The sequence below is a fragment of the Roseovarius halophilus (ex Wu et al. 2025) genome (assembly GCF_047086965.1).
In genome coordinates this window covers 1-928 of sequence record NZ_JBKOTX010000509.1, presented here as the reverse complement: position 1 = coordinate 928, position 928 = coordinate 1, and the positions used below count along the sequence as shown (strand labels likewise).

1 protein-coding gene is annotated in these 928 nt (G+C 57.7%); it reads right to left on the bottom strand.

From position 1 onward, the window contains the following. Positions 1-478 precede the first annotated feature (478 nt). On the bottom strand, positions 479-748 hold the full coding sequence (locus ACH107_RS33195; RefSeq protein ID WP_412509839.1) for a hypothetical protein: 270 nt from the start codon (positions 746-748) through the stop codon (positions 479-481). Positions 749-928: the final 180 nt, after the last annotated feature.

The following is a 928-nucleotide window of genomic DNA, read 5'->3' as shown; positions in this document are numbered from 1 at the left end:
TGGGGCTGGCAGCGGTCATTGGACATTTTCACTCAGAAAAGTTGTCTTATAATCCCGAGCGTGGGTTCAACTGGGTTTGTCGCCGTCGGCCGCGTCGGCTGGAGGGAGGAGATCATCGAACCTTGCCATACGCTGGTAGGCCGCGAACCGGTTCGTCTTGGTAGCATATCGCGCGGCCAGCGCGTTGATGGTTGTAAAAGCCGAAGGGGCTGCGCGATATCTTCAAATTCACCCCGGCAGCGCAGTTGATCGGCCCCGTGCGGCTTAGGCCCGAGCGATTTGAGAGCCGGACTGTTTCCACTCATTGCGAAACGCCCCTCTAATCTTATGACAGGAACTGCCCCGCGTCACTTCGGACCGCGTAAGAAGGCGGGGATCAGGTTCCGCTTACTGCGCGCGCTTCGGGACCACGGCTGGTGGCCTATCCCGCCCGAAACATGGTCCCCCTGGAGCCCGTCGACCGCAAGCGACCGGGCAGTCAAACTCGGGGCCACAATTGATGTGATGCGGCCTTGTTGCACAGCAGCAACATCTGCGCTTTTGCGAAAAATGTCAGGCTTTTACAGCTAACCCCGCGCATTGCCTGCAAAAGGCCGTGATAGCGCGCTTTGCGAAAAAACGGCTCGCCAAGTGATGTCTGCATTTCGGGAACAGAAAAAGAATTTCTTTTACGATACCGATCTTGCTTCGGAAATGGCTCGTGGGCTATCTCAACGCCATCAGCAAGGGAGCCGTCAGATGAACGCATCTATCGTAGTCATACACGTACCACTCTGACCCCCTGACGCGGGGGCCGATGATCCCCTGCGTGCTTTGCTTCACACGGATCATGTCGTTCTGGACCTGGCCCACCGGCCTGCGGCTCTCGGCGTTTCACCACGCAACATGGAGAGCACGACATGATCAACCTATTGCCCCACCGAGTCTC